The sequence below is a fragment of the Microbispora sp. ATCC PTA-5024 genome (assembly GCF_000511135.2).
GTDB lineage: Bacteria > Actinomycetota > Actinomycetes > Streptosporangiales > Streptosporangiaceae > Microbispora > Microbispora corallina.
The window spans coordinates 617,784-625,225 of sequence record NZ_KI866524.1 but is presented as its reverse complement, the minus strand read 5'-3'; the positions used below and the strand labels follow the sequence as shown (position 1 = coordinate 625,225).

The following is a 7,442-nucleotide window of genomic DNA, read 5'->3' as shown; positions in this document are numbered from 1 at the left end:
CGTCCCCTGGGACGCGGCGTCCGCGCCGGCGTCCGGCGGGGCCTCCGGCGCCGGCGCCGTCCTCGCCCTGTCCCGGCGGCTCGATCGGGGCGCCGCCTACTGGGTGAAGAAGGCGATCGTCCTGCCGATCGGGGAGCGGATGGCGCTCATCGCCGTCACGGCGGCCCTGTTCGACGCGCGGGTGACGTTCGTCGCGCTGCTGTCCTGGGGCCTCGTCGCCCTCGTCTACACGGCCGCCGGCCGGATCGCGAGGTCCTTCGCGTGATCTCCGTGCACATGACCCCCGTCCCGCGCAGCGTGGTCGTCGCCTACCGCGACGACGGGACGCTCTCCAAGGCCATGGGCCTGCTGGTCGCCGGGCAGATCCCCCCGCTGCCCCCGGCGCTCGCCGGCGCGTTCGTGACCGGGATCCTGCTCCTGCTGGGCGTGGCGGGCGCGGACGACTTCGCCGTGTTCGGCCCCGCCGTGGTGCTGCTGCTCGCCGGGGCGGGCAGCTCCCACCGGCACGACGGCCGCCTCGACTGGCTCGTGCCGCCGATCCTGCGGATCACGGAGTACGGCTTCATCGCGGCCGTCGGCTTCGCCCGCTCGGTGTGGCCCGTGCTGATCATCGCCCTCCTCGGGGCGATGGCCTTCCACCACTACGACACCGTCTACCGGATCCGCCAGCACGTCTACCCGCCGCCGTGGCTGGCCGCCGCCGGGCTCGGCTGGGACGGCCGCATGCTGGTCGTCGCCATCGGCGGCCTGCTGGGCCTGGTGCCCGCGGTGTTCGTCCTGCTCGCGGCCTATCTGTGGGGGCTGTTCGGCTGGGAAAGCCTCACCTGCTGGCTGGCCGCGCCCCGCGCGGCGGGCGAGGTGATCGACGCGGCCGCGCAGGATTAACGCCAGACCAACACCGGATTACCCAAGATGGGCCAGAACCCAACTAACCTTTGAGGTTACTGTCTGACGCTCGACCTCAAGGAGTGCGGGAAATTGCTCGGAATGGTGCTGGCCGCCGGAGCCGGACGTCGCCTGCGGCCGTACACCGACACGCTGCCGAAGGCGCTGGTGCCCGTCGACGGTGAGACCACGATCCTCGACATCGCCCTGCGCAACCTCGCCGAGGTCGACCTCCGTGACGTGGTCGTCGTCGTGGGCTACCAGGCGCAGGCCGTGCGCGACCGCCAGGCCGACCTGGAGCGCCGCCACGGCGTCCGCCTGACGCTGGTCCACAACGACAAGGCCGAGGAGTGGAACAACGCCTACTCGCTCTGGTGCGCCCGCGACTACTTCGAGCAGGGCGCGCTGCTCGTGAACGGCGACACGGTCCACCCCGTGTCGGTCGAGCGCACCCTGCTGTCGTCGGACGACGCGGCCGACGTCCTCCTCGCCGTGGACGACGTGAAGACGCTCGCCGACGAGGAGATGAAGGTCACGCTCGAGGACGGCCACCTCCGGCGGATCACCAAGCTCATGGACCCCGCCGAGGCGTACGGCGAGTACATCGGCGCCACCCTGATCCGTCCCGGCGCGGCCGAGCGGCTGGCCGACGCCCTCAAGGCGACGTTCGAGCGCGACCCGCAGCTCTACTACGAGGACGGCTACCAGGAGATGGTCGCGCGCGGCGAGAAGATCGCGGTCGCGCCGATCGGCAAGGTCGAGTGGGTCGAGGTGGACAACCACGACGACCTCGCGAGGGCCCGTGAGATCGCATGCCGCTACTGATCACGCCGCCGGCCCGCCGGCCCGTGCCTGAGGAGGTCTGATGCCGATCCTGGCAAGGATGCTCCCCGCCCCCCTCACGATGGAGGTCCGGCGGGGCGCCATCGCGCAGCTCGGTTCGCTGCTCGCCGACAGCCGCGTGGCCACGTCGGGCCGGGTCGCGGTCGCGGTCGGCGTCGGCCAGGGCGACCGCATCGCCGAGGTCATCGCCCCCTCGCTGGGCGAGGCCAAGGTCTTCCGGGTGCCCGACGGCACGGTCGACGCGGCCGTCTCGCTCGGCGCCGACCTGCGCAAGGGCAACTACGAGGCCGTGATCGGGGTCGGCGGCGGCAGGACGATCGACGCGACCAAGTACGCCGCCTCGCTGGCCGGCATCCCCATGGTCGCCGTCGCCACGAACCTCTCCCACGACGGCATCTGCTCGCCGGTCGCCTCGCTCGTCCACGAGGGCGGCAAGGGGTCGTTCGGCGTGCCGATGCCGCTGGCCATCATGGTCGACCTGGAGTTCGTCCACGACGCGCCGCCCTCGCTCGTACGGGCCGGGATCGGCGACGTGATCAGCAACCTGTCGGCCATCGACGACTGGCAGCTCGGCGCGGTCGAGCGGGGCGAGCCGATCGACGGGCTGGCCGTCTCGATGGCCCGCACCGCCGCCGAGGCCGTCCTGGGGCGTCGCGACTCGATCGAGTCGGACGCCTTCCTGACCGTTCTGGCCGAGTCGCTGATCCTTTCGGGGCTTTCGATGGTCATCGCTGGGTCAAGCCGTCCGGCGAGTGGCGGCGATCATGAGATCCTTCATGCCGTGGACCAGCTTTTCCCCGGAACGTCCAATCACGGCGAGCTCGCCGGGATCGGCGCCGCGTTCTGCTTTTTCCTCCGGCGGGACGCCCGGCGCCTCGACGAGGTCGCCGGCTGCCTGCGGCGGCACGGCCTGCCGGTGGTCCCGGGCGACGTCGGGCTCACGGCCGAGCAGTTCGCCGAGGCCGTGATGCTCGCCCCGAGCACGCGTCCCGGCCGGTACACCATCCTTGAGCACCTCCGGCTGTCGGAGTCCGAGGTCAGGGCGAAGGTTGAGGACTATGTCGGCGCCGTCGGTCGCTGAACTCCGCGCGGTCGCGCAGCCGCAGACCACCATGGACCGCCGCAGCGGCGAGCACTGGGCCGGCCTGCTCTACATGCGGCGGCTGTCCATCTACGCCACCTGGCTGCTGGCCAAGACGCCCATCAGCCCCAACCAGGTCACCGGCCTGATGATCCTCTGCGGGATCGGGGCGGGGGCGGTCCTCGCCCTGCCGGGGATCGCGGCGGCCGTCGCCGCGGCCCTGCTCATCCAGATCTACCTGCTGCTCGACTGCTCGGACGGCGAGCTGGCCCGCTGGACCGGCCGCACCTCGATCACGGGCGTCTACCTCGACCGGGTCGGGCACTACTTCGCCGAGGCGGCGCTGCTCATCGGGCTGGGCTTCCGGGCGTCCGCGGTGCTGCCCGACTGGTACACCGTCCTCGGCTTCGCCGCGGCCCTCGGCGCCATCCTGATCAAGTCGGAGACCGACCTGGTCGACGTGGCCCGCGCCCGCTCGGGGCTCGTCGCCGCCACCGAGGCGTCGGCCGGGCAGTTCACCTCAAGCCGGGTCGCGCTCGCCCGCCGGGTCGTCGGCGCGCTGCGCTTCCACCGGCTGATCCAGGCCGTCGAGCTGTCGCTGATCGTGGTGGTCGCGGCCGTCCTCGACCTGTGGTTCCCCGCCACGCGCGTCCTGGTGGTCGCGTGCGCGATCGTCGCGGTCGTCCAGCTCCTCCTGCACCTGGTGAGCATCCTGGCGTCCCGGCGGCTCTCATGACCGTGCGTGTACGAGTTAGTCCGAGCGTTCTGGGGCAGTATGCGGATGCCTCGTACACGTGCGGTTGGGTGGGGGTTCGTTGGCAGTTCCGATACTCTTATTTCGCAGTAAACCAGGCAGATCCCGGATTGCCCGGCCACACAGACTCGGTGATCATGAAATCGTGTGTAGTCCGCCCAAGGTCGAGGGCCGTGACGCGGTGAAGATTTCATGTGTCATCCTCACCATGGGCAACAGGATCGCCGAGCTCGACCGGGCCGTGGAGTCGGCCCTGACGCAGACCGACGGCGACGTCGAGGTCGTGATCGTGGGCAACGGGGCCGACGTCCCCGAGCTCAGCGTCCGGCCGCTGCCCGGGTCCGCCGCCGCGGTCAAGACCGTACGGCTCTCGCACAACGCCGGCATCCCCGAGGGGCGTAACCGGGGCGTCCAGGAGTGCTCCGGCGACATCGTGCTCTTCCTGGACGACGACGGCTGGTACGCCAACCCCAAGGTGGCCGCCCATGTGCGCGACCGGTTCGCCCACGAGCCCGACCTGGCCGTGATCTCCTTCCGGGTCATGGACCCCGAGGGCGGCTCGGTGCAGCGCCGGCACGTGCCGCGTCTGCGCGCCGGCGACCCCGAGCGCTCGTCGCCGGTCACGACGTTCCTCGGCGGCGCCTGCGCGATCCGCAAGTCCGCGTTCCTGCAGGTCGGCGGCCTGCCCGAGCGTTTCTTCTACGCCCACGAGGAGACCGACCTGGCCTGGCGGCTGCTCGGCGAGGGCTACCGCATCGAGTACGACGCCGAGACCGTCATGTACCACCCGCTGGTGCTGCCGACCCGGCACTCGGACTTCTACCGGCTCAACGCCCGCAACCGGGTGTGGCTGGCCCGCCGCAACCTGCCCTGGCCCCTCGCCGTGCTGTACCTGCTCAACTGGGTCGTGCTCACGCTCGCCCGGGAGCGGTCGAAGCCCGCGCTCAGGGCGTGGTTCCGGGGGTTCGGAGAGGGACTGCGCGAGCCGGCCGGCGAGCGCCGCCCGATGGCCTGGCGCACCGCCTGGCGCATGCTCCGCCTCGGCCGCCCGCCCATCGTCTGACCCGCGCACGCGCCGTCACGCCTCGCGAACCTCCTCGGCCTCCTCGAACGCCATGGCCAGGTGCCCGGCCGTGGCCGTCATGAGGGCGCGTTTGGGCAGTCCCAGCTCGCTGAGCTCCTTGGCCACCGGGTGGTTGCCCAGCCGGATCAGCGCTCCGCCCGGCCGCCAGCGGACCCCGCGCGGCCGGGCCGTCCACGGGACGCGCCGGGTCAGGCCCTCCAGGCGGGTGTACGCGTCGGGCGCCGCGCCGCCCGGCAGCGGCGGCGAGCCGAGCGGGATCCCGGGCCGGATCAGCAGGTCGATGACGAGCCGCCCGTCCTTGCGCAGGACGCACCGCTTGTAGGGGGTGGCCAGCCGCACGTCGATGTCGGCCAGCTCCTTCGGGAACCCCCAGATGTCGCGCCCCGCCTCCAGCGTGAACCCCTGGTCGACCGGCAGCCAGTGGACGAAGACCCCCGAGCCCGACCGGCGCACGTCCTTCAGGCCGGCCAGCGGACTCCTCCGCGGCGCCGGCCCGGCCCCGGGCGGCCGGACGAGGAAGCCGACCCCGAACTCGCCGTAGCCGCCGAGGTCGGAGTCGCGGTAGCGGACGAAGACCAGCGTGCAGACGGCCTTGCCGGGCAGCACCTCGGTCACGTCCATCCCCGAGTACGCGAGGACCGCCCGGGCGGCGTCCGCCCGGACGAGATACATGGCCGCGCCCATCGACGCGTCACGCACCCGGACCGGCGTCTCGACCCGGCGACCCTGGATGAGGTGGCTTGCCATGACTCCAGTACAGCAAGCCGGGCGTCCGGGCGACAGCCGTACCCGCGGGCGACCTCGTTTCCCGCGCCTGGGAAGGATCGCCGGGGACCACAGGACGGGGTCTCCGCGTCAGCGGGCGCACGCCGGGCCGAGCCGTTCCGCCCCGGCCTCCCCGTCGACCCACGCATCCAGCCGGGGGAACGCGACGTACCACAGGAGCCCGGCCGCGAGGATCACCAGAACGGCGGCCAGCGCCGCCCTGACCACCGGGCCGCCGGGAAGGCGCCGCCACATCCAGCCGTACACGGTCACCTCACGTCAGCTCTCCCGGCGCCGCGTGGAGTCCAGCTCACCGTGGATCACCAGCCGTTGCCGCGCCGAGAATTCGGGGTTGCACGTCGTCAGCGTGATCAGCGCGCGGGCCGGCCGCGCTCCCGGCCGGCCGGGCACCGCGGCGACCACGCCGAGGTCCCACGGGTCGACGACCTCGGAGGACGTCACCCGGTAGGTGTAGCGGGCCGCGGCGGTGTCGATCAGGATCGGGTCGCCCCGCCGGAGCTCCGCGAGCCGGTTGAACGGCGCGCCGTAGGTCGTGCGGTGGCCGGAGACCACGAAGTTTCCGACGTGCCCGGGCAGCGCGGTGCCGGGATAGTGTCCCGGGCCCTCGCGCAGCCGCTCGGCGTCGACGCCCTCGACGATCGCGAAGCGGTAGTCGCCGCCGAACCGGGGGATCCGGATGAGGGCGACCGCCCCGCCCAGGTGCACCGGCCCGAGGCCGGTCGGCGCCGGGCCGGGCGCGGGCGCGGCGAGCAGCCGCCGCTGGAGGACGCGCTGGTGCCGCTCGGTGTACGCGCCGGTGCCCCACAGCAGGTAGGCGCAGAACAGCACGAGCACGAGGCCGATCCCCTTGCGGGCCGGGTCCTGTCCGTGCCTCGCGGGCCGCCGTTCACACCGGCGATCCGTTCAACTTCCCTTTCCGTCGCGGTTGAATACCGTCGCGAAATCCTCGACATTTCTGGATTTGTCGGATCTGGTGCGCGTGAATGGTGCCCGCGGAATCCGTCCGTTCGGCGAACCGTGGCGAGATCGTGGCGCGCATCGGCTCTGTGCTGGGCGAATACGGCCGTCTCCGCCCCGAAGGCAGACCGGGCGCCCTCGCGCGTGATCGTTCGGCCCGGCGGGGGCGGCCCTGGCGGCGGGCCCGCCGGCGGTCGCGTCGATCGTGCCGGGGCAGCCGTACCCGCCCACCCCGGTGGACCGCGAGGCTCCCAACGGGCCGGTCCTGACCCTGACAGAACCCGCGGCGGGACAGATCCTGCTCAGCTGGACGCCCGCCACGGACAACGTCGGCGTCGCGGCGTACGACGTCTACGTGGCCGCCTCGCCGTCCCGGCTGCTGGCGACGGTCGGCGCCGACCAGCTCACCTACACCGACTACCGGCCGTCCGGCGAGACGGTGTCGTACTACGTCGTGGCCAGGGACGCCGCCGGGAACACGCACCGAAGCGACGTCGTCACCCGCCCGGGCGAGGGGAGGCGGCCGGACGTCTCCGAGGACTCCGGCCACTCGGACGCCTCCGGCGACGACAGGTCCCACCGGGCGGACGACGAGGCGACCGGACGGTCCGACGACGTCGCCGGCGCGGAGAACGTCGGCTACTACTCCAACCACGACTCCCGCGAGAACGTCGCGCTCGCGGTGGGGCAGGAGACGCCCGAGGAGCAGCCGACCGCGCAGGCGCCTGCCCAGGGCGAGACCACCGTCCAGGCCGGGGCCGAGAACGAGAAGACCACCGGGGACGAGGACACCGAGGGCGCCGAGGACGAGGCGTACGACGCCGACGACGAGGCGGCGGACGAGCAGGGGGAGGTGTCCCCCCCGTCGCAGCCGTCCAGGGCGGCTCCGCGCAGCAGCAGGGCGGCTCCGCGCAGCAGCAGGGCGGCCTGCCGTACACCGGAGCGCCGATCGCGGCCCTCGCGGGGGCGGCCGGGGCGCTGATGCTCCTCGGGCTCATCGTGAGCCGCGCCGCGCGCCGCCGCCGGTCGCTCGGTGACCGCTGACGGGCAGC

Annotated in this window: 9 protein-coding genes and 1 pseudogene; 7 read left to right on the top strand and 3 right to left on the bottom strand. The window is 72.8% G+C overall.

All coding sequences use genetic code 11. From position 1 onward, the window contains the following. The 6 genes and pseudogenes from MPTA5024_RS44340 to MPTA5024_RS23460 form a co-directional block, all read left to right on the top strand. Positions 1-265, top strand: a pseudogene (locus MPTA5024_RS44340) (DUF5941 domain-containing protein); the annotation flags it as partial. Then, positions 262-885, top strand: coding sequence for a DUF5941 domain-containing protein (locus MPTA5024_RS23480; RefSeq protein ID WP_051458564.1), 624 nt, complete (start codon positions 262-264; stop codon positions 883-885). The pseudogene MPTA5024_RS44340 and the gene MPTA5024_RS23480, both read left to right, overlap by 4 nt. A gap of 93 nt (positions 886-978) precedes the next feature. Beyond that, positions 979-1,710: a phosphocholine cytidylyltransferase family protein gene (locus tag MPTA5024_RS23475; RefSeq protein WP_036328026.1), complete on the top strand. Its 732-nt coding sequence runs from the start codon at positions 979-981 to the stop codon at positions 1,708-1,710. A 58-nt stretch (positions 1,711-1,768) separates the two neighbouring features. Then, complete coding sequence (locus MPTA5024_RS23470; protein WP_036329235.1) at positions 1,769-2,809, top strand: iron-containing alcohol dehydrogenase family protein; 1,041 nt, start codon at positions 1,769-1,771, stop codon at positions 2,807-2,809. Beyond that, the gene (locus MPTA5024_RS23465) at positions 2,787-3,545 is read left to right on the top strand and encodes a CDP-alcohol phosphatidyltransferase family protein (protein ID WP_036328024.1); all 759 of its coding nucleotides are present in this window, start codon (positions 2,787-2,789) and stop codon (positions 3,543-3,545) included. The genes MPTA5024_RS23470 and MPTA5024_RS23465 overlap by 23 nt, the downstream gene beginning before the upstream one ends. Before the next feature lie 199 nt (positions 3,546-3,744). Further along, positions 3,745-4,626, top strand: coding sequence for a glycosyltransferase family 2 protein (locus tag MPTA5024_RS23460; RefSeq protein WP_036328022.1), 882 nt, complete (start codon positions 3,745-3,747; stop codon positions 4,624-4,626). 15 nt (positions 4,627-4,641) lie between these two features. On the opposite strand, the gene MPTA5024_RS23455 is transcribed toward MPTA5024_RS23460, so the two are convergent. From MPTA5024_RS23455 to MPTA5024_RS23445, 3 genes are all read right to left on the bottom strand, one after another. Beyond that, a complete protein-coding gene (locus MPTA5024_RS23455) occupies positions 4,642-5,394 on the bottom strand; it encodes an acetoacetate decarboxylase family protein (RefSeq protein ID WP_036328019.1) in 753 nt (250 codons plus the stop codon). 108 nt (positions 5,395-5,502) lie between these two features. Continuing rightward, positions 5,503-5,685 carry a hypothetical protein gene (locus tag MPTA5024_RS23450; RefSeq protein WP_036328017.1) on the bottom strand — a complete coding sequence of 61 codons (183 nt, stop codon included), beginning with the start codon at positions 5,683-5,685 and terminating at the stop codon, positions 5,503-5,505. Positions 5,686-5,691: 6 nt separating this feature from the next. Continuing rightward, positions 5,692-6,267, bottom strand: a complete 576-nt coding sequence (locus tag MPTA5024_RS23445; RefSeq protein ID WP_232326609.1) for a class E sortase — start codon at positions 6,265-6,267, stop codon at positions 5,692-5,694. Positions 6,268-6,595: 328 nt separating this feature from the next. On the opposite strand from MPTA5024_RS23445, the gene MPTA5024_RS23440 reads away from it, so the two are divergent. Next, entirely contained in the window at positions 6,596-7,372 is a 777-nt protein-coding gene (locus tag MPTA5024_RS23440; RefSeq protein ID WP_157099667.1) for a hypothetical protein, read from the top strand. Positions 7,373-7,442: the final 70 nt, after the last annotated feature.